The 25,586-nt window shown below is 50.1% G+C and carries 21 protein-coding genes; 15 read left to right on the top strand and 6 right to left on the bottom strand.

Annotated elements, in window-relative coordinates; translation table 11 throughout:
- Positions 1–265: 265 nt before the first annotated feature.
- The 10 genes from ndk (at position 266) to RFN81_RS13005 (ending at position 11,192) form a co-directional block, all read left to right on the top strand.
- Positions 266–694: a nucleoside-diphosphate kinase gene (gene ndk, locus RFN81_RS13050; RefSeq protein WP_264496244.1), complete on the top strand. Its 429-nt coding sequence runs from the start codon at positions 266–268 to the stop codon at positions 692–694.
- Between the two features lie 313 nt (positions 695–1,007).
- The gene (locus RFN81_RS13045; RefSeq protein ID WP_264496243.1) at positions 1,008–2,189 is read left to right on the top strand and encodes a bifunctional tRNA (adenosine(37)-C2)-methyltransferase TrmG/ribosomal RNA large subunit methyltransferase RlmN; all 1,182 of its coding nucleotides are present in this window, start codon (positions 1,008–1,010) and stop codon (positions 2,187–2,189) included.
- Positions 2,190–2,353: 164 nt separating this feature from the next.
- On the top strand, positions 2,354–3,112 hold the full coding sequence (gene pilW / locus RFN81_RS13040; RefSeq protein WP_264496242.1) for a type IV pilus biogenesis/stability protein PilW: 759 nt from the start codon (positions 2,354–2,356) through the stop codon (positions 3,110–3,112).
- Positions 3,102–4,121: a cytoskeleton protein RodZ gene (gene rodZ / locus RFN81_RS13035; RefSeq protein ID WP_264496241.1), complete on the top strand. Its 1,020-nt coding sequence runs from the start codon at positions 3,102–3,104 to the stop codon at positions 4,119–4,121. The genes pilW and rodZ overlap by 11 nt, the downstream gene beginning before the upstream one ends.
- A gap of 40 nt (positions 4,122–4,161) precedes the next feature.
- Positions 4,162–5,283, top strand: coding sequence for a flavodoxin-dependent (E)-4-hydroxy-3-methylbut-2-enyl-diphosphate synthase (gene ispG, locus RFN81_RS13030; protein ID WP_264496240.1), 1,122 nt, complete (start codon positions 4,162–4,164; stop codon positions 5,281–5,283).
- A gap of 144 nt (positions 5,284–5,427) precedes the next feature.
- Positions 5,428–6,702: a histidine--tRNA ligase gene (hisS, locus tag RFN81_RS13025; protein WP_264496239.1), complete on the top strand. Its 1,275-nt coding sequence runs from the start codon at positions 5,428–5,430 to the stop codon at positions 6,700–6,702.
- Positions 6,703–6,715: 13 nt separating this feature from the next.
- Positions 6,716–7,336: a YfgM family protein gene (locus tag RFN81_RS13020; RefSeq protein WP_264496238.1), complete on the top strand. Its 621-nt coding sequence runs from the start codon at positions 6,716–6,718 to the stop codon at positions 7,334–7,336.
- A gap of 10 nt (positions 7,337–7,346) precedes the next feature.
- Positions 7,347–8,528, top strand: a complete 1,182-nt coding sequence (gene bamB / locus RFN81_RS13015; protein WP_264496237.1) for an outer membrane protein assembly factor BamB — start codon at positions 7,347–7,349, stop codon at positions 8,526–8,528.
- A 144-nt stretch (positions 8,529–8,672) separates the two neighbouring features.
- Complete coding sequence (gene der / locus RFN81_RS13010) at positions 8,673–10,160, top strand: ribosome biogenesis GTPase Der (RefSeq protein WP_264496236.1); 1,488 nt, start codon at positions 8,673–8,675, stop codon at positions 10,158–10,160.
- A gap of 72 nt (positions 10,161–10,232) precedes the next feature.
- On the top strand, positions 10,233–11,192 hold the full coding sequence (locus RFN81_RS13005; protein ID WP_264496235.1) for an AEC family transporter: 960 nt from the start codon (positions 10,233–10,235) through the stop codon (positions 11,190–11,192).
- Here RFN81_RS13005 and xseA read toward each other — a convergent pair.
- The gene (gene xseA, locus RFN81_RS13000) at positions 11,162–12,535 is read right to left on the bottom strand and encodes an exodeoxyribonuclease VII large subunit (protein WP_264496234.1); all 1,374 of its coding nucleotides are present in this window, start codon (positions 12,533–12,535) and stop codon (positions 11,162–11,164) included. The two genes, RFN81_RS13005 and xseA, sit on opposite strands and share 31 nt — an antisense overlap.
- A 171-nt stretch (positions 12,536–12,706) precedes the next feature.
- Here xseA and guaB point away from each other — a divergent pair, with 171 nt between their 5' ends.
- On the top strand, positions 12,707–14,173 hold the full coding sequence (guaB, locus tag RFN81_RS12995; protein WP_264496233.1) for an IMP dehydrogenase: 1,467 nt from the start codon (positions 12,707–12,709) through the stop codon (positions 14,171–14,173).
- Between the two features lie 107 nt (positions 14,174–14,280).
- A complete protein-coding gene (gene guaA / locus RFN81_RS12990; RefSeq protein ID WP_264496232.1) occupies positions 14,281–15,858 on the top strand; it encodes a glutamine-hydrolyzing GMP synthase in 1,578 nt (525 codons plus the stop codon).
- Positions 15,859–16,016: 158 nt separating this feature from the next.
- On the opposite strand, the gene uxuR is transcribed toward guaA, so the two are convergent.
- The 3 genes from uxuR to uxuA form a co-directional block, all read right to left on the bottom strand.
- On the bottom strand, positions 16,017–16,778 hold the full coding sequence (gene uxuR, locus RFN81_RS12985; protein WP_264496231.1) for a Uxu operon transcriptional regulator: 762 nt from the start codon (positions 16,776–16,778) through the stop codon (positions 16,017–16,019).
- A gap of 120 nt (positions 16,779–16,898) precedes the next feature.
- Positions 16,899–18,371 (bottom strand): fructuronate reductase, encoded by a 1,473-nt coding sequence (locus RFN81_RS12980; protein ID WP_264498970.1) that lies wholly within the window; start codon positions 18,369–18,371, stop codon positions 16,899–16,901.
- Positions 18,372–18,452: 81 nt separating this feature from the next.
- A complete protein-coding gene (gene uxuA / locus RFN81_RS12975; protein ID WP_264496230.1) occupies positions 18,453–19,637 on the bottom strand; it encodes a mannonate dehydratase in 1,185 nt (394 codons plus the stop codon).
- Positions 19,638–19,920: 283 nt separating this feature from the next.
- On the opposite strand from uxuA, the gene RFN81_RS12970 reads away from it, so the two are divergent.
- Entirely contained in the window at positions 19,921–20,985 is a 1,065-nt protein-coding gene (locus RFN81_RS12970; protein ID WP_319800180.1) for a putative urea ABC transporter substrate-binding protein, read from the top strand.
- Positions 20,986–20,987: 2 nt separating this feature from the next.
- A complete protein-coding gene (locus RFN81_RS12965; RefSeq protein WP_264496228.1) occupies positions 20,988–21,695 on the top strand; it encodes a cysteine hydrolase family protein in 708 nt (235 codons plus the stop codon).
- A gap of 19 nt (positions 21,696–21,714) precedes the next feature.
- On the opposite strand, the gene RFN81_RS12960 is transcribed toward RFN81_RS12965, so the two are convergent.
- A complete protein-coding gene (locus RFN81_RS12960) occupies positions 21,715–22,641 on the bottom strand; it encodes a LysR family transcriptional regulator (protein WP_264496227.1) in 927 nt (308 codons plus the stop codon).
- Between the two features lie 375 nt (positions 22,642–23,016).
- A complete protein-coding gene (locus RFN81_RS12955) occupies positions 23,017–24,081 on the bottom strand; it encodes a glycosyltransferase family 52 protein (RefSeq protein WP_264496226.1) in 1,065 nt (354 codons plus the stop codon).
- A 526-nt stretch (positions 24,082–24,607) separates the two neighbouring features.
- Between RFN81_RS12955 and RFN81_RS12950 the strand changes: the two genes are divergently transcribed.
- On the top strand, positions 24,608–25,384 hold the full coding sequence (locus tag RFN81_RS12950) for a DUF3750 domain-containing protein (protein WP_264496225.1): 777 nt from the start codon (positions 24,608–24,610) through the stop codon (positions 25,382–25,384).
- Positions 25,385–25,586 lie beyond the last annotated feature (202 nt).

Below are 25,586 nucleotides of genomic sequence, written 5' to 3'. Positions count from 1 at the left end.
TCATTGTCAGCGATTTTCATCCATCAGACAAGTTGAGGATACTTAACCACGCTATCCTTGTATGTCCCGATTCGCTTCTGACAAACTCCTTTACCATGCACCTATTCGTTAACAAAAGGGAAATGAGTCGTAATATTTTTTTAATAAAACGCTATTCCACCGGTGGGCAACAACGCGCGCAGCCCTTATAATTTTTGTCGCTTTCACTGGCCGGATAAACAATTCTTATAATTCGGCCGTATTATGACGAGTTAATGAGGTCAATATGACGATAGAACGTACCTTCTCCATCGTAAAACCCAATGCGGTTGCCAAGAATGTCATTGGGGCAATTTACGCTCGCTTCGAAAGCGCCGGTTTCACCATCGTTGCGGCGAAAATGCTGCGTCTAAGCCGCGAGCAGGCGGAAGGTTTTTATGCAGAGCACCAAGGTAAGGCATTCTTTGAGGGGTTGGTCGACTTCATGACATCTGGTCCGATTATGGTGCAGGTGCTGGAAGGCGAAAATGCCATTCAACGTAATCGTGACATTATGGGGGCAACAAACCCGGCAAATGCCTTGGCAGGGACGCTACGTGCTGATTACGCGGACAGCCTAACGGCGAATGCGGTACACGGTTCGGATTCTCCCGAATCCGCTGAGCGTGAAATCGCCTATTTCTTTAGCGATGATGAGATCTGTCCACGTTCCTAATGTCGAGCGAGCAACTCGGCGTTCGTCGTGTCTGTTTGTGTGCGAAGGCCAATGCCGCCGCATTTTTGTGGTTCTCTGATCTAAGCGCAGAGTTATGACAAGATAAAAAGCCATAGCACAAAAAGCACCGCCGCGGTTTGATATAGAAAAAAACGCTGAGGGTAGCTTAGCCGTTTTAAACTTTGTACAATGCTGCGCCCTGAATGATGTTGTGATGTTCGGGGCGTTTCCTTGGTCAATGACGTTTCGTCAATGCCAGCGAATTTACCCACTTTCTACTGCCATAACGTGTAACAACGAGGCCAGGATCTACATGTCTAAGCAAACCGTGTCTGATTTCTCTCCCGCGTCTACTGATGCCGCTCACCCGGTGAAAACCGATGTGGAAAAAATTAACCTATTAGATCTTAACCGTCAGCAAATGCGCGATCTGTTCATCTCGATGGGAGAGAAACCGTTCCGTGCCGATCAGGTCATGAAATGGATTTATCACTATTGCTGTGATGATTTCAATCAGATGACGGATATCAACAAAGCCTTTCGCTCGAAATTGCAAGCGGTGGCGGAAATTCGCGCCCCTGAAGTGGTGGACGAGCAGCGTTCTTCCGATGGCACGATTAAGTGGGCCATTCTGGTCGGCGGTCAGCGTGTCGAAACGGTCTATATTCCTGAGGAAGACCGCGCCACGCTCTGTGTGTCGTCTCAGGTCGGGTGCGCTCTGGAGTGTAAATTCTGTTCAACCGCACAGCAGGGCTTCAACCGTAACCTGCGGGTATCAGAAATTATCGGCCAGGTCTGGCGTGCCGCGAAGATCATCGGTGCCTTTAAAGTTACCGGCCAACGCCCCATCACAAACGTAGTAATGATGGGAATGGGAGAGCCGCTGCTGAATCTGACTAATGTGGTGCCCGCGATGGAGATCATGTTAGATGACTTTGGTTTTGGTCTGTCCAAGCGGCGCGTTACGCTGTCTACGTCTGGCGTGGTGCCAGCACTGGACAAGCTGGGCGACATGATCGATGTCGCGCTGGCGATATCTCTTCACGCGCCGACTGACGACATTCGCAACGAAATCATGCCGATCAACAAAAAGTATAATATAGAGATGTTCCTGAGCGCGGTACGTCGTTATTTGGAAAAATCCAATGCGAATCAGGGCCGAGTGACTGTCGAATATGTGATGCTGGATCATATCAATGATGGCACCGAGCATGCCCATCAACTGGCGGAGTGCCTGAAGGATACGCCGTGTAAGATTAACTTGATTCCGTGGAACCCGTTCCCCGGCGCGCCGTATGGCCGCAGTTCAAATAGCCGTGTTGACCGCTTCTCCAAAGTCCTGATGGAGTATGGTTTCACGACAATCGTGCGTAAAACCCGTGGCGATGACATCGATGCCGCCTGTGGACAATTGGCGGGTGAAGTTGTAGACAGAACCAAACGGACGTTGAAGAAGAAGCTGGCAGGTGAACCTATCGCGGTAAAAGCGGTCTAAAAATAATGGCATGGGGCGATAGGGTAACGCTAATCTGATATCGCCTGATGGGGTGAGTCTGCATAAGCAAATTGCGAAGCATGCCGCGTTGTTGGCAAAACCGCCTGTTACTCAGGTTCTGTTCAGGTACTCTCTTTGTCGGGATGACTAAAGAGGGAACTGGAATGGTAAATCCTATATCACAAGGACGGTATTGGCTGAGTAGCTTGTTTGTGTTACTGCTGGTAGGGTGCGTGTCGCCGCCTCGGATAACGGCAGATTCAGCGGTCGTCCAAACGCGTTTGCGGCTTGGGTTGGCATATTTGGCGGATAACCAACTTGATTCGGCCCGGCAGAATCTGATGAAAGCGGTGGCGATGGCGCCACAGGATTATCGGACGCAGTTGGGAATGGCGCTTTACGAGCAGCAAATAGGTGAAGAGCGTCTTGCCGAACAGCGTTATCAGCTTCTGTTGAATAGGGCGCCGGAAAATGGCAGCGTTCTGAATAATTACGGTGCGTTTCTGTGTCGTTTAGGGCAGTATGTAGCGGCGCAGCGACAGTTCAGTGCGGCGGCTAAACTTCCTGATTATCTTCAGGTTGCTGATGCGTTGGAAAATGCAGGATACTGCTTTTTCAAAGCAGGGCAGGCTGATAAGGCGCTCGGTTTACTTAGCCGAGCGCTGAAATATGATCCGACAAAAGGTCGTGTCTTGCTGGCGGAAGCGAGCAAGCAGCTCGATGCCGGAAAGAGCGAACAGGCGCAATTATTACTTGATGTTTATCAAAGCAGCCTTCCGGCTAGTGCCGAAAGCTTATGGTTACAAATTCGTTTCGCCGCGTTGGCGGGTCATGATGGCGATAAAGAACGTTATGGCAATGTGCTGGCGCGAAGTTTTCCACAATCAAAACAGTACCAGCACTTTTTAGCTAATGAATACTGAAGCCCCCCAAGATAAAACTGAAGCAAAACTACCCGGAGAGCGACTACGTGAAGCTCGTGAGCGCCTTGGGTTTACCCAGCAAATCATTGCCGAGCGTTTGTGCCTGAAAATTACCACGGTACGTGATATTGAAGAGGGTACAACACCTGCCGATTTAGCGCCGACATTCCTACGCGGCTATATCCGCTCTTATGCCAAACTGGTGCATTTGCCCGAAGATGAACTGCTCCCTGCCCTAGATAATCAGGCTATTGCTAAGTCGATCTCCGTTTCTCCCATGCAGAGTTTTTCGCTGAAGAAAAGCCGCAAGAAGCGTGATAATTGGCTGATGATGATCACCTGGCTGGTTGTATTGGTGGTTCTAGGTCTAACGGGCGCATGGTGGTGGCAAAACCATCAGGCTCAGCAGGCGGAAATCAGCAACATGGTCGATCACGCCAGCACGCTTCAAGGACAAATGGAAGAACAGCCTATTCCACTAATAAATAATAGCGCGCCCCTGCCACAGGAAGCCGCACCGAATGCCGCTGCGACGTCGGTTGCTGCGCCCGCCGAGCATTCCGAAATTGACGCGGTGTCGCCTCCTGCCGCATCTTCTACTACTACTGTACCGTCCTCATCTGAAGCGCCAATGTTACCGCCTGGCCCGATGACTGCGTCGGAAAGTGCCGTACAGCCACAAAATGAGAGAAATACCTTGTTAGGAGCCGCTGCGGTCGCACCCGCGACGGATGCGGCAGCGAATGAACATCCGGTTTCTGCTGAGCATGCAATAATGATGACGTTTTCGGCCGATTGTTGGTTGGAGGTCACGGATGCCAGCGGTAAGAAATTGTACAGCGGGCTACAGCGCAGTGGCGGCACGTTGAATCTGGACGGTCAGTCACCCTATAAGCTTAAAATTGGTGCACCGTCTGCGGTACAAATTCAATTTCAGGGCAAGCCGGTCAATCTCAGCCGCTTTGTGCGCAGCAGTCAGGTTGCTCGCTTGACGCTGACCGCAGAATAACGAGTTGTTCAGGTAAGACCGCAATGTTGGAGATGAAGTCATGCATAACGCTGCACCCATAACCCGTCGAAAATCAAAACGAATTTACGTCGGCAAGGTGCCTGTAGGTGATGGTGCGCCGATCGCGGTGCAATCCATGACGAATACCCGAACCACAGATGTTGATGCGACTGTCAAACAAATCAAATCGCTGGAGCGTGTGGGCGTCGATATTGTTCGTGTCTCTGTGCCCACCATGGAGGCGGCCGAAGCCTTCAGGCTCATCAAACAGCAAGTGAATGTTCCGCTTGTCGCCGACATCCATTTTGACTACCGCATCGCGTTAAAAGTAGCTGAATACGGTGTTGACTGTTTACGTATTAACCCCGGTAACATCGGTAATGAAGCGCGTATTCGTTCGGTTGTCGACTGCGCCCGTGATAAAAATATTCCTATCCGCATCGGAGTCAACGGCGGCTCATTGGAAAAGGATTTGCAGGAAAAATATGGTGAGCCAACGCCGGAAGCGTTACTTGAATCGGCGATGCGTCATGTCGACATTCTCGACCGCCTGAATTTCGATCAGTTCAAGGTCAGTGTTAAAGCCTCGGATGTTTTTCTTGCTGTGCAATCTTATCGCCTGCTGGCTGCACGCATCGATCAGCCATTGCACCTCGGTATTACTGAGGCAGGAGGCGCTCGTAGTGGTGCGGTAAAATCGGCAATCGGTCTCGGTTTGCTATTGTCTGAGGGCATTGGCGACACGCTGCGTATTTCTCTGGCGGCCGATCCGGTCGAAGAGGTAAAGGTTGGCTTCGATATCCTGAAGTCACTGCGCATTCGTTCACGGGGAATCAATTTCATAGCTTGCCCGACCTGTTCGCGCCAGGAATTCGATGTAATAGGCACGGTGAACGCACTTGAGCAGCGCTTGGAAGACATTATTACGCCGATGGATGTTTCGATTATCGGTTGCGTGGTGAACGGTCCTGGTGAGGCGCTGGTGTCTACGATCGGCGTTACGGGTGGGCACAATAAGAGCGGTTTCTACGAAGATGGTGTGCGGCAGAGAGAACGCTTCGATAATGAGCAAATGATCGATCAATTAGAGGCTAAGATTCGCGCAAAAGCCTCGATGATGGACGGAAATCAACGCATTGCCATCAATCTGGTAGATAAATAATGTTACAAGCGTGACCGTGGGTGGTGTGCCATCACTCGTAGAATTCACGGTTCCTGAACCCGATGAGGATGTCCCGCATTGAAGATACGGCGGCAACCCTTCTATAATCGGGTTTATTTTTTGACAAAGGCATAGAGAACTGACGTGGCAAAAAATATTCAAGCCATTCGCGGTATGAACGATTACCTGCCAGCCGAAACGGCGTTGTGGCAGCGTATTGAAAACAGCCTGAAGAACGTACTCAGTAGCTACGGCTATAGTGAGATCCGTACACCGATTGTTGAGCAGACATCGCTGTTTAAACGTGCGATTGGAGAAGTAACCGATGTGGTTGAAAAGGAAATGTATACCTTTGACGACCGCAATGGCGATAGCCTGACGTTACGTCCTGAGAATACCGCATCTTGTGTTCGTGCCGGCATTGAACACGGTATTCTCTACAATCAGGAGCAGCGGCTATGGTATATCGGGCCGATGTTCCGCCATGAACGCCCACAAAAAGGGCGCTATCGCCAATTTCATCAGTTGGGCTGTGAAGTTTTTGGACTGCAAGGGCCTGATATTGATGCTGAATTGATCCTGATGACGGCTCGCTGGTGGCGCGTCTTGGGTATTGCCGATCACGTAAAGCTGGAACTAAACTCAATTGGTTCGTTAGACGCTCGCGCCCGCTATCGCGAGGCGCTGGTTGCATTCCTTGAGCAGCATAAAGAGCTGCTGGATGAAGACTGCCTACGTCGGATGTATACCAACCCGTTACGCGTTCTGGATACTAAAAATCCGCAGATTCAAAAACTGTTAGATGACGCGCCGGTGTTGACAGATTATCTGGATGATGAATCGCGTGCGCACTTTGAGGCATTAGGTGAACTTTTAACGCAGTGTGGTATCCCATATACCGTTAATCCGCGTTTGGTTCGCGGTTTGGATTATTACAATCGTACGGTATTTGAATGGGTGACCACCAGCCTGGGCGCTCAGGGTACGGTCTGTGCCGGTGGGCGCTATGACGGCATGGTCGAGCAACTGGGGGGACATGCGACACCCGCTGTCGGTTTTGCTATGGGGCTGGAGCGTCTGGTTCTATTAGTTCAATCAGTAAACCCGGATTTCAAGGCGCAGCCAAGCGTAGACGTCTACCTGATTTCTTCCGGTGCGGGGACGCAGGTTGCCGCGATGCAATTGGCAGAGAAATTACGTGATGTTCTGCCGCAGTTGAAGCTGATGATTAATTATGGCGGCGGCAACTTTAAGAAACAGTTTGCCCGCGCTGACAAATGGGGCGCGCGTTTCGCGCTGGTGTTGGGCGAAAATGAAGTAGCGGCGAGTCAAGTGGTGATTAAAAATCTGAGCACTGGCGATCAGGATACATTGGCGCAGGCCGATGTCGCATCTCGACTGGCAACGTTACTGAATTGAGGAGAGGGACACCGTGGAAGTCTATACCACAGAGAATGAACAGGTTGATGCGCTACGACGTTTCCTCGCGGAGAACGGAAAGGCGCTCGTTGTTGGCGTTGTGCTGGGAGTCGGTGCGCTGGTTGGCTGGCGTTTCTGGCAAAGCCATCAAAATGATAACGTGCTAGCCGCTTCTGCGGAATATCAGCAACTGACGGAGCAATTAGTCGACGGCAAAGCTGATGCGATTGCCGCCGCTGAGAAATTCACGGCGGAGAATAAGAACGCCTATGGCGCGTTGGCATCTCTGGAACTGGCTCGTCATTATGTTGATCAAAAAGCGTTTGCTAAAGCAGAGCAACAATTGGTGCACGCGCAATCCCAGACCAAAGATCCAGATCTGCTGGCAGTGATCAATCTGCGTTTGGCGCGGGTGCAGCTACAGGAAAATAAAGCCGATGACGCGCTGAAGACGTTGGATGCCATTAAGCTGGAAGGCTGGGCTTCGCAGGTCGCGGAGGTGCGTGGCGATATTCTGGTGAGTAAGGGCGATAATCAGGCGGCGCGTGAGGCCTATAATAAAGGACTGTCTTCCAATCCATCGCAGGCACAGCAAGCGCTACTGCGTATGAAACTGAACAACCTGTCCAGCTAAGAGGAATTCCATGCAATTGCGTAAAACACTGTTGGTAGGCGTGGTTTCTGTTGCCCTGCTAAGCGGATGTTCGCTGTTTAACAGCGAAGAAGATGTTGTCACGATGTCCCCACTGCCGCAGGTGGAAAATCAGTTTACACCGACCAAAGTGTGGAACAGCGCTGTGGGGAGCGGCATTGGCGAGTTTTATTCTAATCTTCATCCTGCATGGCAAGGCGATCGTGTTTTTGCTGCCGATCGTCGCGGTACGGTAAAGGCGATGGATCTGAATGACGGTAAAGAGATTTGGCGAGTCGATCTTTCCGAGAAAACCAATTTCTTCTCTCGTAACAATCCAGCGCTGCTGTCGGGGGGCGTTACGGTAGCAGGGAATCATGTCTATATCGGCAGTGAAAAGGCACAAGTGTATGCGCTTAACACCGAAGATGGCTCGTCGGTATGGCAGACGAGAGTAGCTGGTGAAGCGCTGTCTCGCCCTGTAGTCAGTGATGGTGTCGTGCTGATACACACGAGTAATGGCATATTGCAGGCATTGAATGAGGCAGATGGCACTATCAAATGGAGCGTCAATCTGGATATGCCAACATTGTCTCTGCGCGGCGAATCGGCGCCCACGACCGCATTTGGTGCGGCGATTGTCGGGGGGGACAATGGCCGGGTGAATGCGGTGCTGATCAACCAAGGTCAATTGATTTGGCAGCAACGTATTTCGCAGCCAAGTGGCGCGACCGAAATCGATCGCCTGAACGATGTCGACACGACGCCTGTAGTGGTGGGTGAAGTGGTCTATGCGCTGGGCTACAATGGCAACATGACCGCGCTGGATCTGCGCTCCGGGCAGATGTTGTGGAAGCGTGAAATCGGTTCAGTACATGATTTCATCATTGACGGCGATCGCATCTATCTGGTCGATCAGGATGACCGGGTAATTGCATTGAGCACTAATGGTGGCGTTAGCCTGTGGCGACAAAGCGATCTGCTCCATCGCGGTTTGACGGCACCGGTATTGTACAATGGTTATTTGGTTGTAGGTGATACCGAAGGTTATCTGCATTGGCTGAATACGGCAGATGGCCGCTTTGTGGCGCAGCAAAAAGTGGATAGCTCTGGTTTCCTGAGTAAACCTGTAGTCGCCAGCGATAAATTATTGATTCAATCAAGAAATGGTGATGTTTACGCGTTCACTCGTTAAATAATGCTGTATGGATTTGGCGCGCCGCACTTTTGGCGGCGTTCCCACAACGGCTCCTGATATTTTCAGGGGCCGTTTCGTCTTTTTATTGTCAGCGAGTAATTCGCTGTAACATACTGAAATATAAGTAATGAGGTTGTAATAATGATACCTGTCGTCGCGCTGGTCGGGCGTCCGAATGTGGGGAAATCCACGCTGTTTAATCGCTTAACACGCACGCGTGATGCACTGGTGGCGGATTTTCCCGGGCTGACACGCGACCGCAAGTATGGGCGTGCAGAAGTAGAGGGCCATGAATTTATCATCGTTGATACCGGTGGCATTGACGGCACGGAGGATGGTGTAGAAATGCGTATGGCTGGACAATCGTTAGTCGCGATTGAGGAAGCCGATATTGTGTTGTTCATGGTGGATGCCCGCGCGGGATTAATGCCAGCGGATGAAGGCATTGCCAAGCATTTGCGCAGTCGCGAAAAGACGACGGTGCTGGTCGCGAATAAAACCGATGGCCTTGATCCAGATACGGTCACGGCAGATTTTTATTCGCTGGGGATGGGGGATGTCTATGCCATCGCCGCATCTCATGGCCGTGGCGTGACATCGCTGCTAGAGACAGTCCTACTGCCGTTTGTACAAGATAAAGTCGAAGAACCCGTTGAGTTAACAGAAGAAGAAGAGAATGCGGCTTACTGGGCTGAGCGCGAAGCGCAAAGCAAGGTCAGCGATGACGCGGTGGAAGATGATTTCAATCCTGAAGATTTGCCGATCAAACTGGCGATTGTCGGTCGACCAAACGTAGGTAAGTCCACGTTGACAAACCGTATTTTAGGTGAAGAGCGCGTGGTGGTATACGACATGCCGGGTACTACGCGCGACAGTGTCTATATCCCCATGGTGCGCGATGGGCGTGAATATATTCTTATTGATACCGCCGGAGTACGTAAGCGCGGAAAAGTGACGGAAACGGTAGAGAAATTTTCTGTTATCAAGACATTGCAAGCAATAGAAGATGCCAATGTTGTCCTGTTGGTTATTGATGCGCGTGAAGGCATTTCCGATCAGGATCTCTCACTGCTGGGCTTTATCCTGAATAGCGGGCGCTCCCTGGTAATTGTGGTAAACAAGTGGGATGGTTTGTCGCAGGATGTGCGTGAGCAGGTGAAAGAGACGCTCGATCTCCGCCTCGGTTTTATTGATTTTGCACGTGTTCACTTCATTTCAGCATTACACGGCAGCGGCGTAGGTAACCTTTTTGAATCGGTAACTGAAGCCTACTCGTGCGCAACGCGTCGCGTTAGTACGGCGATGTTAACGCGCATCATGCAAATGGCGTCAGATGAACATCAACCGCCGATGGTGCGAGGTCGACGAGTGAAGCTCAAGTATGCGCATGCAGGGGGATATAACCCGCCAATTGTGGTGATCCACGGTAACCAGGTGAAAGATCTGCCGGATTCTTACAAACGCTATCTGATGAACTACTACCGCCGTTCGCTAAAAGTAATGGGAACGCCGATTCGGATTCAGTTTAAAGAGGGGGAAAACCCCTTTGCGGATAAGCGCAACACGTTGACGCCAAACCAGCTACGCAAACGTAAGCGTCTAATGTCACACATTAAAAAGGGTAAGTGAGTGATTAACGGGCAACTCGCGGTAGTTGCTCTGTTTTTCCAACGATGAAATGAAGAGTTGGCAAGGAAAATCATGACCTGGGAACATTGGAGTTTTGCGTTCGGCGTTACGATGCCTAACTTACTCATGCTGTTCATCGGTGTGGCGTTGCGTAAGTTAAATTTATTGAACGATAGTTTCTGCGATGCAGCGATGCGGTTAGTCTTTAACCTTTCTCTGCCTTGTTTATTATTTTTTAGCGTTGCAAGCAATCATCAGGCGTTCTCAGAACAATGGCCGCTGATTATATACGGCGTGGTGGGAACATTGGCAACCTTCCTGCTACTGGAGATAGTGGCCACTCGCCTGGTTAAAGAACCGACGGAGAGAGGCATATTCGTTCAGGGGGGGTTCCGTTCTAATACGGGGATTATGGGCATGGCGTTCGCGATGAGCGCTTATGGTGATAAAGGGGTTGCCATTGGATCTATGTATCTGATGGTAACAGTGATTATGTTCAATGCGTTGTCCGTCATCACACTAACGCGCAGCTTACAGCGGCAGTCCGCCAATCAACATATTTCGATGCGTACCCTGTTGCGGAGTATTGTCACCAACCCATTGATTATTGGTTTGCTTTGTGGGGCGGCCTATGCACAGAGCCATTTGCCGCTACCTGCTGTCATTAAGCAAACGGGTAGCCTTATCTCTTCGCTAGCGCTACCGCTAGCGTTACTCTGTGCTGGCGCGAGCCTGGAGTGGCGCAGCATGTTTCGCTCGTCTAACGTCGCGATGTTCTCTTCCGTGGCGAAGTTATTGGTTGTCCCTGGGCTGTTGACTTTAGGTGGGTGGCTCGTGGGTTTTCGTGGTGTTGAACTTGGCATTATCTTTTTGTTTTCCTCAACGCCAACGGCGGCGGGCAGCTATGCAATGACGCGGGCGATGGGGGGGAATGCGACGCTAGCCGCCAATATCATCGGGTTAACGACGGCAGGATCGTTTTTTGTCATCGCATTAGGGCTCTATTTTTTACGCTCGCTAGGTGTCATCTGACGCGGAATCTGCGTCGTGACCTGACTTTCAACCCAACCATCCTGTAAGCGGGTTGTCAATATTTCGCCCGAAGTGACTTGCGCGATATTTTTTAGCACCTGACCGCCCGGCAATGTAGTGACAGTATAGCCGCGCGCCAGTGTCGCCAGTGGGCTAATGCCTTCTAGCCGTGAACAGGCGATACCCAGCTTCTGCTTGTTCTGATTTAACTGGCGTTCCACCGCACTCTGCATCTGATAGCTCAACTGCTGTAAACGCTGTTGCGCACGATGAATACGGGTCTGCGGCTGCTGTTGCATTAGGCGCTGCTGTAAGCGTTCGCTTCGGCGTGAGGTCTGCCGAAGCTGCTGCTGTATGGCGTCATCCAGCCGCTGGCGCAGTTTAACCAACCGTGCCTGCTGACGTGCCAGCCGCAGTTGCGGATGCTGCTGCTGTAAGCGGTGATGCAGACGAGTAAATTCCCGGTTACGCTGGGCAAGGTAATAATCCATCGCCATTTCCAGCCGCTGGCGCTGGGACCGGATCTGGCGCAAGAGCTCCAGTTGGTTACGACTCACTAACTCGGCAGCAGCGGACGGTGTGGGCGCGCGCAGGTCACCGACGAAATCGGCGATGGTGACATCGGTCTCGTGGCCGACGGCGCTGACGATAGGAATGTGGCTGGCGAAGATGGCGCGGGCGACCCGTTCATCATTAAAGCTCCACAGATCTTCCAGCGAGCCGCCGCCGCGCCCGACGATTAACACATCACACTCATCTCTCTGGTTAGCCAGTTCAATAGCGCGCACAATCTGTAGCGGTGCGTCTACACCTTGCACCGACGTGGGATAAACCACCACTGGCAGTGATGGATCGCGGCGCTGCAATACTTGCAAGATGTCATGTAAAGCGGCACCGCTCGTTGACGTAATCACGCCAACCTGTTTGGCTGGGGAGGGGAGCGCTTGTTTAAACTGTTGGTCGAACATCCCCTCAGCGGTTAGCTTTTGTTTGAGTTGTTCAAATTGCTGCTGTAGCAGGCCGTCGCCAGCGGGCTGCATACTTTCCGCAAGCAACTGATAGTCACCACGAGGTTCATAGAGCGTGAGGGTAGCGCGAATGAGCACTTGCTGACCATTTTGCGGACGAAACATGACTTTACGGTTACTGTTGCGAAACATAGCGCAACGCACCTGTGCGCGTTCATCTTTTAACGTGAAATACCAATGACCGGATGACGGCTGTGACAGATTGGATATTTCACCAGAGAGCCAAATCTGGCCCATTTCCATTTCCAACAGTTGTCTAACCGTTTGATTCAGGCGGCTAACGGTAAAAATGGTAGAAGAGGGAAGTTGAGACATTGTGAGCCAGATCAAATTTTAAAACAGTGACTTAATCGATTGATACTACCTACCTGAAACAGGTAATCAAGCACTTTAGTAAAATAATGCTGGAGGCAATCGATTACGCTCTGTATAATGCCACGGCAATATTTTATCTATTCTTACATCCACCTTGGTGAGATATTGCCCATGCTACGTATTGCTAAAGAAGCACTGACGTTTGACGACGTCCTCTTAATTCCCGCCCATTCTACCGTTCTGCCTAACACTGCCGACCTGTCGACGCAGTTAACGAAAAATATTCGCCTGAATATTCCTATGCTCTCTGCGGCGATGGATACCGTGACTGAATCCGCTCTGGCCATCGCGCTGGCACAGGAAGGCGGACTGGGCTTTATTCACAAAAACATGTCCATCGAACGTCAGGCTGAAGAAGTGAGCCGCGTGAAAAAACACGAAAGCGGCGTTGTGGTTGATCCACAAACGGTCACCCCGGAAACCACGCTGCGTGAAGTGAAAGCGCTGACAGAGCGCAACGGCTTTGCCGGGTACCCCGTCGTAGCCAAAGATAACGAACTGGTTGGTATCATTACCGGGCGAGACGTGCGTTTTGTGACTGATTTAGAAAAACCGGTTAGCACGTTTATGACGCCCAAAGAGCGTCTGGTTACCGTTAAAGAAGGTGAAGCGCGCGATGTTGTCCTGCAAAAGATGCATGAAAAGCGCGTCGAAAAAGCGTTGGTAGTAGACGATAAATTTCATCTACTCGGTATGATCACAGTAAAAGATTTCCAGAAAGCAGAACGTAAACCTAACGCGTGTAAAGATGAACATGGTCGCCTGCGCGTTGGTGCGGCTGTTGGCGCGGGCGCCGGTAACGAAGAGCGCATTGATGCGCTGGTTGCTGCTGGCGTTGATGTTTTGCTGATCGATTCTTCGCACGGTCATTCCGAAGGCGTATTACAGCGTATTCGTGAAACACGTGCCAAATATCCTAACCTTGACATTATTGGCGGTAACGTCGCGACCGGCGCAGGCGCAAAGGCGCTTGTCGACGCGGGGGTGAGTGCGGTCAAAGTGGGTATCGGTCCTGGCTCCATCTGTACTACCCGTATCGTGACAGGCGTAGGTGTACCGCAGATTACAGCCATCTCCGATGCGGTTGACGCGTTGGAGGGTACAGGTATTCCTGTCATTGCCGATGGCGGCATCCGTTTCTCTGGCGACATCGCCAAAGCTATCGCAGCAGGGGCGGCTTGCGTTATGGTCGGTTCTATGCTGGCCGGTACGGAAGAATCTCCGGGGGAGATCGAGTTATACCAGGGGCGCGCCTTCAAATCTTATCGGGGCATGGGGTCATTGGGCGCGATGTCAAAAGGTTCTTCCGATCGTTATTTCCAGAGCGACAATGCCGCCGACAAACTGGTGCCGGAAGGTATTGAAGGCCGCGTAGCCTATAAAGGTCGCCTGAAAGAAATCGTCCATCAGCAAATGGGCGGCCTACGTTCCTGTATGGGATTGACCGGTTGCGGCACTATTGATGCCCTGCGCACGCAGGCCGAATTTGTGCGTATCAGCGGTGCTGGCATCCAGGAAAGCCACGTTCATGACGTGACCATTACTAAAGAGTCGCCGAACTACCGTATGGGTTCATAAGGTAATTTGCGGGCTGATTTAACCTGATAAACCCGGTACTATTGCCTGTCTTTTTAGGGCTATTCGCCGGGTTTACTTATTTTTTAGCTTTTTGGAACATGCTCCTCATGACGCAAAACATTCATCAACATCGCATTCTTATTCTGGATTTCGGTTCGCAATATACGCAATTGGTTGCACGACGCGTACGTGAACTTGGCGTTTACTGTGAACTCTGGGCATGGGATGTCACGGAAGAGCAGATTCGCGGCTTTAATCCCAACGGGATCATCCTGTCCGGTGGCCCCGAAAGCACCACCGAATTCGGTAGCCCGCGCGCGCCGGAATACGTTTTCACCGCCGGTGTACCGGTATTGGGCGTATGTTACGGCATGCAGACGATGGCGATGCAATTGGGCGGTCACGTTGAAGGTTCCAACCAGCGTGAGTTTGGTTATGCGCAGGTAGAAGTTAAAACCGAGAGTGCCTTGGTGCGCGGTATTCAGGACGCGCTGAGTGCAACGGGAGCGCCGCTGCTGGATGTCTGGATGAGCCACGGCGACAAAGTGACGGCAATCCCGGACGGGTTTGAGACGGTTGCGAGTACCGATACCTGTCCGTTTGCCATCATGGCGAACGAAGAAAAACGTTTTTACGGCGTGCAATTCCACCCGGAAGTGACGCATACCCGGCAGGGCCAGCGAATTTTGGAACGTTTTGTTCTTGATATCTGCCAGTGTGACGCGCTATGGACGCCAGACAAAATTATCGATGATGCGGTGAAGCGTATCCGCCAGCAGGTTGGCGATGACAAAGTGATTCTCGGCCTGTCAGGCGGTGTTGACTCCTCCGTGACCGCGATGCTGTTGCACCGCGCGATTGGCGATCGTCTGACGTGCGTGTTTGTTGATAACGGTCTGCTACGTTTAAACGAAGCCCAGCAGGTGATGGACATGTTCGGCGACCACTTTGGTCTGAACATCGTTCACGTGGAAGGCGAGCAGCGCTTCCTGGACGCGCTAAAAGGCGAGAACGATCCGGAAGCAAAACGTAAAATCATCGGCCGCGTGTTCGTGGAAGTGTTCGACGAAGAAGCGCTGAAGCTGGAAGACGTGAAGTGGCTGGCGCAGGGTACAATCTATCCTGACGTAATCGAGTCCGCGGCCTCCGCGACCGGTAAAGCACACGTCATCAAATCTCACCACAACGTGGGCGGCCTGCCGAAAGAGATGAAGATGGGTCTGGTCGAACCGCTGCGCGAGTTGTTCAAAGACGAGGTGCGTAAGATCGGTCTGGAGCTGGGGCTGCCGTATGACATGCTCTACCGCCACCCGTTCCCCGGCCCAGGATTGGGCGTGCGCGTGCTGGGCGAAGTAAAGAAAGAGTACTGCGATCTGCTGCGTCGCGCGGACGCGATCTTCATCGAAGAGTTGCACAAAGCCGACCTGTACAACAAGGTAAGCCAGGCGTTCACCGTGTTCCTGCCGGTTCGCTCCGTCGGGGTAATGGGCGATGGCCGTAAGTACGACTGGGTTGTTTCCCTGCGAGCGGTGGAAACCATCGACTTTATGACCGCGCACTGGGCGCATTTGCCATACGATTTCTTAGGCCGCGTCTCCAATCGCATCATCAACGAAGTCGACGGCATCTCCCGCGTCGTTTATGACATATCGGGTAAGCCACCGGCAACGATCGAGTGGGAATAAGCTGTTAGCGTCCACTGACATCCGCTAACGTCTAAAATCGCCAGTAAAATCATAGGATTTACTGGCGATTTTTGTTTTTTGACGACAATCGATTTTTCACCTAATTCCGCCTAAAAGCAGGGGAGACAGTATCGAAACAAATGCCCTGATAAAAACTGTCAGGCGTCAACGTTGTGCAGTGGCCAGGAGTCGAACAGGTAACCATCAAACCAAAGATCATCGACGTTGGAGAACTCCAATAGACGTAGTTTGACGTTTTCCAGATGTTGCCACATTGCCAGCTTTGCGGCGCGAGCATCTTTTTTGATCAGCGCGGCAAGAATTTGCTTATGATCGTCTAACCATTCTTTGCGGTAGTGGGTGTCATGAAGGTGGCGATGTAGTTGGATCCACATCGGATTATTCTCGCGCCATTCCCACGATTGGCGAAACAGTTCCACTATCATGCTGTTGTGGGTCGCTTCAGCAATCGCCAGATGAAACTGCATGTCTCCGCTCTCGGAGTTACTTGAGGCCAGTTCACGCTCTTCGAGCAGCAGGGCTTTACGCATTTTGCTAATGTCCTCACGCGTGGCCTGTAACGCGGCGAATTCAGCGATATTACTTTCCAGTAACTGACGTGCCTGCAATAGCTCGAACGGCCCGGCATCATTGCAGTGGCTGGCGTCGTTCGCCATCTCTGTTTCGCTGGCGTTATCGAGCACATAAATCCCGGCGCCGCGACGCACCTCCACGAGACCTTTAATCTCCAGCATGATTAACGCTTCACGCACCACCGTTCGGGTGACGTTCAGCATCTCTGCAATTTCACGCTCTGGTGGCAGTCGCTCGCCAGGATTATACGGCGTGCTAACGATCAGATCGCGGATCATAGCGCCGACTTCCTGGTAAGGTCTTGGCGAAGAGGTCTCAGATTTCATATTTCATGCCTGTCAGCAAAGATACCGTGGTTAGTGCGGAACTATAACATTTGCGGTGTGCTAAAAACAGAAAATGGGTCGACCACATCACTATTTGATCGACCTACTATCGCGCAGAGATCAGACGCCAGCGCTTAACGCCGCGACACACTCTCGCGCGCCCCGTTCGCACAACGTTTGATAGGCAAGCGTCACTGCCGTAATAAACGGGTGATTATCCGACAGATCGTGACCAAAAATGCTGCTGAGGGCCAGCAGTGCGCCCACGCGTTCATTGCCATGATAACGTTGGTTAATCCGTTGAAATTCCTCGCGAAGCGGATCGATCACTTCAATTTCATTGCCTTTCTCGTCTACGCCTTGGACGTAACGCATCCATCCTGCGACACCGAGCGCCAGATGGTGCCAGGCTCCACCGTTTTGCAGATGCAGACGAATGGGATCCAGCAGACGTTGTGGCAGCTTCTGACTGCCATCCATTGCAATCTGCCAGGTACGGTGACGCAGAGAGGGATTGCTGAATCGCTCGATAAGACGCGCCGCGTAGGCGTTGAGATCGGTTCCTTCCGGCATAGAGAGCGTCGGCGCCTGTTCCTGTACCATGAGCGCGAAAGCCGCTTTGCGGTATGCTGGGTTAGTCATGGTATCGGCAATGGTTTCATACCCGCCGAGATAGCCTAAATACGCAAGGAAAGAATGGCTGCCGTTAAGCATGCGTAGCTTCATCATCTCGAAAGGCACCACGTCAGCCACAAATTGCGCGCCGACTTTATCCCATTGCGGGCGGCCGTTAACAAAGTTGTCTTCAATCACCCACTGACGAAAGGGTTCACAGGCGATAGCACATGGGTCGTACACGCCGAGCTGGTCGGCGATTTCCTGAAGGGTTTCTGGCGTGGCAGCCGGAACAATACGGTCAACCATGGTGCACGGAAAGGTCGTATGAGCCTCAATCCACTCCGCGAGTTGCGGATCGCGCGCCTGCGCCAGTCCCAGCACCGCGACTTTCGCCACATGACCATTTTCACGCACGTTATCGCAAGACATCACCGTAAACGCGGGCAACCCCTGCTCTCGGCGCAGACGTAATGCTTCGACAATGTAACCAATCGCGGATTTCGGCGCTGTCGGATTAGCGATATCATGCTGAATCAATGGGTTATTAATATCCAATTGGCCACTGGCCGCATCAGTACAGTAGCCCTTTTCGGTGATCGTCAATGAAACAATCGCCACCTGGGGGCGTGCCATCGCTTGCAGTATCCTATTACAGCCGTCGATTTCCGGGTGCAGCGCTTCTTTCATTGCGCCGATCACCTTTAGCTCAGTACTGTCCGCGCCCTTTTCCGCGACGGTATAGAGTAACTGCTGTTTTTTTAGATTCTCGATCAATATCCGATCATTGCCTGGCATCAGGTTGACTTCGCAGATCCCCCAGTCGCTGTCGGTGGTTTCCAGTAGATGGTGCGTGTAAAGCGCCTGGTGGGCCCGGTGAAACGCTCCGCAGCCCAGATGCACAATCCGCGCTTCCAGACGAGAACGATCCCAGGCAGGACGAGCAACCGGCAGGCTGCTGTCAGCAATTGTCGTCATCATAACCTCCAGAACCCGCCGGAGAGCGTGGCGGGAAGAAAAATACAAGACCGGCATAGCATTGAGCCTTGCCGACGGGAATTAGCGACAAAAGAAGGCACGCTGGATGGCCATCTCAACACCGCGTACTTCTGCCAGCCCTTTAAGACGACCGATCGCGGAATAACCTGGATTGGTTTTCTTTTTCAGATCGTCAAGCATTTGGTGACCATGATCGGGGCGCATTGGGATCGGATCTTCGTTCCCCTCCGCTTTACGGCGCTGTTCTTCTTCAACGATCGCTTTAACCACTTCATACATGTCCACATCGCCGTTGAGATGCGCCGCTTCGTGAAAGGTTTTCGGATTATCTTCACGTTGCGTGGATCGCAAATGCGTAAAGTAAATGCGTGGGCCAAACCGCTTAATCATGTCGACCAGATCGTTATCGGCGCGTACGCCATAAGATCCCGTACACATAGTGAAACCATTGGCCATGCTGTTAACGGTGTCCACCATCCACTGCATATCTTCAGCCGTAGAAATAATACGCGGTAGGCCGAGGATCGGACGCGGTGGATCGTCAGGATGTACCGCCATACGGACACCCACCTCTTCGGCAACCGGCACGATCGCGTGCAGGAATATGGCAAAATTTTCGCGTAATCTGTCTTTGTCGATATGCTGGTAGCGGGCGAGATGCTGGCGGAACTGGTCGAGTGTATAGCCTTCTTCCGCACCCGGCAGGCCTGCGATAATATTACGGGTCAGGCGCGTTTTTGCTTCTTCGCTCATGGTAGCGAAACGGTCATGAGCCTGAGCGATTTCTTCAGCGGTGTAATCCGCTTCCGCGCCCGGGCGTTTAAGAATATGCAGTTCAAAGACGGCAAACTCGATTTGATCGAAACGCAGCGCTTTTGAACCGTCGGGCAGGACATAGCCCAGATCGGTACGTGTCCAGTCGAGGACAGGCATGAAGTTGTAGCATACGGTACGAATCCCGCACTGCGCCAGGTTACGCAGAGATTGCTGGTAGTTGGCGAGCCATTGAAGATAGTTACCGGAACGGGTTTTGATATCTTCATGAATAGGCACGCTTTCTACCACTGACCACACCAGCCCGGACGCTTCAATCAGGGCTTTACGTTTTTGGATCTCCTCAACCGGCCACACTTCGCCGTTCGGGATGTGATGCAAGGCCGTAACCACCCCCGTGGCACCTGCTTGACGAACGTCAGCTAAGGTGACGGGATCGTTTGGGCCATACCAACGCCATGTCTGTTCCATGTGTTATGTCTCATTCGTGTTGTGGGATTGATGATCTCACGTATAAACTCCTCCTTTTCGCCCCAACATGTCAACCTTAATTGTTATTTGGTTGACCAATAACGGTGGAGTCTCGCCGATGCTTAACCGGGTTGGGTTGGTTAACGCCGATGTGTGAGCATGGGGATGGCCTGCATTCAAGGAATAGTAGTCACAGTACCCAGATTCATGTTTTTCATGCAGGTTAGGCTGCAAAGATTGTCATGTTTTGCCTGAAAACCGGACTCTATACTGACCTTCTAACATGGTTTTGGGGGTAAAACAGATGGCAAAATATCTTTCTTTTCTCGTTTTAATACTTGTGACATGGGGATCGGCTTTAAGCGTTCAGGCTAAGGAGACGTATAAAATAGCCTGGACCCTTTACGCTGGTAGCATGCCCCTGAGCTATGCTCAGGATAATGGCATATTGAAAAAATGGGGGGATAAGTACGGGCTGGCGATTGAGGCCGTACAGATGAACGATTACATTGAGGCGCAGACCCAGTTCAGTCTGGGCGCTTTTGCGGGATCGATCGCCATGTCCCTGGATGCGTTAACTATCATCGCAGCCGGGGGACTGGATACTACCGTTGTGCTGCCGTTAAGTGCGTCGAACGGCAGTGATGGCATCGTGATGCGAGGGAAGAACCGCGATCTCACCGCATTGAAAGGGCAGAGAGTCAACGTGGTGGAATTGTCGGGTTCTCACTACATGCTGGCGCGAGCGCTTGATAGCGTAGGACTGAGCGAGAGCGATATCACGGTCGTTAATACTTCTGACAGCGACATGGGCGCGACCTTTGCCGATGATTCAACCATGGCGGTCGTATCGTGGAAGCCGCAATTGAGCGAGATTCTGCGCCAATTTCCTGATAGCACGGTCGTTTTTGATTCCTCTAAGATTCCCAATGAGCTCGTCGATGTACTGATGGTCAATACCGATTTGCTAAGGAAAGAACCGAACCTTGGCAAGGCGCTGGCGGGGGCATGGTACGAGGCCGCCGCGATGCTCAACCCGGCGCATCCCAAACATGAGGCGTTCGTGAAGTACAGCGCGGGAATATTAGGCACCGACGCCGCCAGTGTGAAAGATCAATTTTCCACCATAAGATTCTTCGAACCACAGACCGCCAGAGATTACGTTATATCTCAGGATTTTAAGTCTAAAATCAGCGAAATGGCGGCATTTTCGTTTAATCATGGACTGTTCGATAGCGCGCGCGATCCCGGTTTTATTGGTATCGAAGCGGGAGACGGCACGATTATCGGTTCCCCCCAGAACATCAAACTACGCTTTCCCACCGTATGGATGGGGGCAGCGAAATAATCATGTACACCTGGAATAGCATTGAGAATTCACAGCCTTATTCATGGCCGCTTGAGGGGACGTGGAGCACCCGTGATACTGCCGTTATCGTGATTGATATGCAGCGAGATTTTATCGATCCAGCGGGATATTTCAGTTCTCTCGGAGAAAGCAACGAACATTTATTGTCGGCAGTCGAACCCTGTAGACAATTTTTATGTTTTGCCAGAGAAAGAGGTTTCTTCATTATTCATACGCGCGAATCACATCGCCCCGAATTAGTCGACCTCAATACGAATAAACGACTGAAAGCCGAACGAAATGGATCACCCATTGGTAGCCAGGGGCCGCTTGGGCGTTTATTGGTACGGGGAGAATTCGGCTGCGATTTTTATACCGGATTTGAGCCGAAAATGGGGGAAATTGTCGTAGATAAGCCAGGCAATAGTGCGTTTTATGCCACGGATTTAGAACACATATTACGGGTTAAACAGATCCGTCATCTCATCATCGTTGGTGTTACCACGGATGTGTGCGTTTCATCCACGCTGCGTGACGGCAACGATCGTGGCTATGATTGCCTGCTGGTGGAAGATTGCTGCGGCGCCGCCACAAAGGCACTCCACCAATCCGTATTTGACACTCTCGGACGCGAGGGCGGTATCTTTGGCGCATATGTCAATAGCCGGACATTCATGGATTTTTTGAATACGGGTGACGCTATAAAATAATCTGAAGCGCAAGGTTGTATCACGCTGTTTTGATACAACCTTGAATAAGATCCAATCCGTGCCTGACTACATTTCTGGCGCCATCGTCCCCTTTGCGGCACACGCATTGTAATAAAGACGTACGCCGAATGCGCTCAGGAAAAATGGCAATAAGTTCCTTTTTGTCCGCTATTTTCTCGGCATAATGACGAGGAAGAAAACCGATGTATTTACCTGACATGATCATCAGCGCAATAGCCTCAATATTTGAGGTATAAGCCACATCTCCGGTCACTTGGAACCCCAGACAATGTAGATCGGATTGATTAAGGAAATTGCGCGCCACAAAATTCTCCAGTGACAACAGCGGCATTAATTTCTCCATGTTGATATTCCCCGATAGCATCTTTTGGCCGACATCGCTTTCGGGAGCGCAATATAAATAGTCTTCTTCCAGATAAAGATCTTGATAATTGAGCGCCTTGTGATGGCGGTCGAAGATACCAATGGCGATATCTACTTCTTGACGGAGTAATTGCCTTTCCAGTTCATACGGCGATTCTACATATACCGTTATCTCAATCTTGTTGTGAAATTTAGCTGAAATATCGTTTATTGCTTTATGGAGAGGGAACAATGTGTCACTGATGATATTATCGATGATACCAATCGCGAGCCGTCCGCCGCCTTCATCTCTCAGATTATTAAGTTTATGTTCGAAGGAATGGAGAGACTGTAGCATCTTGCGCGCTTCTGCCTGCACGGCACGACCAGAATCTGTTAATGAAAATCCCTGTCGACCCCTGGTACAAAGCGTCAGGCCGAGGCGAGTTTCCAGTGTCGCAACGGCTCTGCTGATGGTCGATGCATCTTTATTAAGAATGAATTGCGCATTAGCGAAACCATTGGATTCTGCAACAAGAAGAAAAATCCTTAAGTTTTTTATATCACTGGCGTCGAGTTTCATCGTGGATTGTTTTACCTTGAACGGTTGCTATCTTATAGCATAATGAAAATATAGGCTATAGATCAATTATTATAGCGTATTAGCAATAATAGCTACCCTGTTTTCTATGGCGCATAAATATTTCATATGAAGAACACGATGAATGGCAGTCAAGATGAAAGCAAGATAAGGCGCAACTTTCTTTACCAAAAAGACTGGATATTTTTTAAATATCATTAGCCTACCACCGAGGATAGGTAATGTCTTACTTTAAGAGTTTTCCGCAGTAGCGGTATATTCACTGCATATAGGATAGTTCATACAGTGTGAACATCATTAATTAGTTTAACGGATATAGCATCAGGTGGCGGAATAAGAACGTAGTCATGATATAGTCTAATTTCGCATTTTACTGCGTGTGGTTCTATTAACGAGCGGCTCAGTCCACGGCCGATCAATGTTAATCATCGTTGCGCCATCTTTTATCAGATAGTGACTAGAGAGTTTAATATCATCGCGTAGAAAATGTGAATCTAACACAATACAGTTGATGTTGTTGTTGCCTATTAGATTAAATTGACATGTGCTGGAAAAACCATAAATATTTATTTTGTGATATTTTTCTATGAGGTTAAATATTACCTTCTCAGAGATTTCATTAACCTCTAGTCTATATTCTTTTAGAAAATCTTTGTCACGTTCTCTGGGATGGGGAAGGTAAATGCATTGTTCTAATCTACTTATAAAAAAATTAATGTCATTTTTGAATTTAAAAATAACCATTTCTTTCAATAACGATGATTCATTATCGCCTTTGATTATTTCATTGAATTTAGAACCGATAAATATATTGCACTCTTCTTTTTTATTTGGAGTCTCATGGTGCAGTGTGTCACGCTCCCTCTTACTAAATAGATTAATATAGGTTAAATCACATTTCACATTTATATTATCATTATGCTTTAGTATGGTATAGTGTTTCTCTGCCTTTTCAACAATAGATCGTGCAGTATATTTTTTCTTAAATAACCACTTGGCAATGGCAATACTGGTAGTGTTATCGTCCTGATACTTTTCGATATAAAAGCAAGATGAATTAACATTGATCACTCCGTCGTCAAATGTTCTAATATGATCAAAATGGCAGAAAGATAAAACATAATTAGCTAGCGTAGAATTGGCGTTGGCGAGATAGATATCTCGGTAGTATTTACCGGTAAGAAAAATCTTTAGTTTTATCACTTCCCATAATTTTGCTTTTCGACTGAACCGATGGCTATCTCCACCATGTGCTTGTAATTCGGAAAATGCATGGTCGATTAATGGTGTTTGGTTAGATGAAAAAAATAAAAAATCGATATTTTTTCTAATGAGATTCTCTTCTTCAATGATACGTCCCAGTGTAAAAGCCTGTAATGGCGTAAAGCAAAGCATCAGATCTTTTTTTATATTGTTATTCATTGAGATAGAGAAACCTTTTAAATCATTTTCTGAGATATTGACCTAACCATTATCGGATTATGGAAAACCCAGCGTGTTTTACTGATGTCGTCATACGCTGTTAGGCAAAATGTCAGGCAGCCAACAGAGCCTTCTTCTAGAAGGCATAAAAGCATGAAAAACATTAAGTTACGCTATTATTTCGGAAATATCTTATCCATGATTATTATGAAAAGATAATTGTTATTATCGATCTATTAGATCTTATTGATCGGTAATAACGATCGGTTGTCTCTCTGTTAGATGAGACTATAACTGTATAAAAAACAAACGCCAGACACGGTTACGTATGATATCTCGCCATAACTAATGGCGATGAGTGTTGGATGGTCATCAAGGAACACGGTTTTATCCCGGAATACACTTTGTGACATAAATAATTTTTAAGGTACAATTCCGGGATGTTTTTTAACCGATTCGCGCGGTGGGCGCTTGCTCGGTGTTTATCGAATCCTTTTTATCACTGCTTGAATAGGCCAGTAGATCTATGACGTACCTCAAATTCTTGGGGATCGGGTTGGTTTGTGTGTTGCTATTGTCTTTTTGGCAAAGCTGGGCGCAGTCGACGCGCAATGGCGAAACGTTTCGTGGGCAAAGTTGGTGGTCTGCCAAACGAGATTCTTCCGGCTTAGCGCCCGACCCGGTGCAATTTCGCCAGATGGCGATTGTGCAAGTTTATGTTGCGCCGACTTATGGTTGGCGTGGTCTGGTGGCGGTGCATCCGTGGATTATCTTTAAAAAGGCGGGAGAAACGCAGTATCGTCGCTATGAGGTCGTAAGCTGGGGGAGCGATGATGTTGTCCGTTTAAACCGTTCGGCGGCTGACGCTTACTGGTACGGTGCGAAGCCGAAGTTATTGGTGGAGCACCGTGGCGTGAGTGCGGAGTCCATGATTCCACAAATTGAAGCGGCGATAGCAAGTTATCCGTGGCCGCATACTTATCATGCCTGGCCGGGGCCGAACAGTAATACCTTCCTGGCGCACATTGGTCGTGAAGTCCCTGCGCTCAGGCTGGATATGCCAGCCAATGCTATTGGCAAAGATTATCGTCCGTTAACTCGTCCTATTGGGCTGCCGCCATCAGGGCGCGGTATTCAGATCTCGCTGCTGGGTATACTGGGTATAACGATCGGCCTCGAAGAGGGGATTGAAGCCAATGTCCTGGGGCTGAACATTGGGGTCGACATCAATCCGCCTGCGCTACGATTGCCTTTTGTTGGCCGTTTCGGATATGAAAAAACGGTGAATGAAGAAGTGAATTAGCCGCCACGCCGTGTCGGATCAGGCGACAATGATATTAAGCTGCGGTGGAAAGTTGAGCCGCTTTAACTTGTTGTCCGGGTCGGTGGTAATAAGCCATGAAATCTCTTTCCAACCGGTGACTAGCGCGGTAGCTCGACTATTAAGTTTATATTAATTAAATAATGTGGTCAGGTGATACTTAATTACTGAGATAACCATAATC

It is taken from the genome of Pectobacterium cacticida, assembly GCF_036885195.1.
Lineage (GTDB): Bacteria > Pseudomonadota > Gammaproteobacteria > Enterobacterales > Enterobacteriaceae > Pectobacterium > Pectobacterium cacticida.
The sequence above is the reverse complement of the archived record's forward strand: the minus strand, read 5'-3'. Positions and strand labels throughout refer to the sequence as shown.